Genomic DNA, 316 nt, shown 5'->3' with positions numbered 1-316 from the left:
GCGAGAAGTCGATGAGGTTCGAGAACGGCTCGGGGAGGCGCAGCGTCGGCGTCGACGCCTCGAGGCGGTTCGTGAGGTCAACGACGCGGACGGATCCGGTCGCAAGAGCGGCAACGAGTNTCGGGCAGCAGCGCCATGGGGGTTCCTCTTCCTTGGGGACTCAGTCGGTCGAGAGGCCCGCCACCGCGCGCCCCTCCCCCGCCAGGCTAATCGAGCGGCCACGCGAATCGACCACGGCTACGCTGGGTGGGTGCTTGCCAACGACTCTCGCTGCCCCTGCGGCACCGGCCTCACCTTCGGCGAATGCTGCGGCCGC

The 316-nt window shown here is 69.8% G+C and carries 1 protein-coding gene and 1 pseudogene; one reads left to right on the top strand and one right to left on the bottom strand.

The genetic code is table 11. The annotated features are described in order from the left end of the window. Positions 1 to 118: pseudogene (locus ID132_RS13955) on the bottom strand (cyclase family protein); the annotation flags it as partial. 132 nt (positions 119 to 250) lie between these two features. On the opposite strand from ID132_RS13955, the gene ID132_RS14855 reads away from it, so the two are divergent. Then, on the top strand, positions 251 to 316 hold a 66-nt coding region (locus tag ID132_RS14855; protein WP_193128362.1), incomplete at its 3' end, for an SEC-C metal-binding domain-containing protein.

Origin of the sequence: Gulosibacter sediminis, from assembly GCF_014904065.1 — a bacterium.
Lineage (GTDB): Bacteria > Actinomycetota > Actinomycetes > Actinomycetales > Microbacteriaceae > Gulosibacter > Gulosibacter sediminis.
The sequence above is the reverse complement of the archived record's forward strand: the minus strand, read 5'-3'. Positions and strand labels throughout refer to the sequence as shown.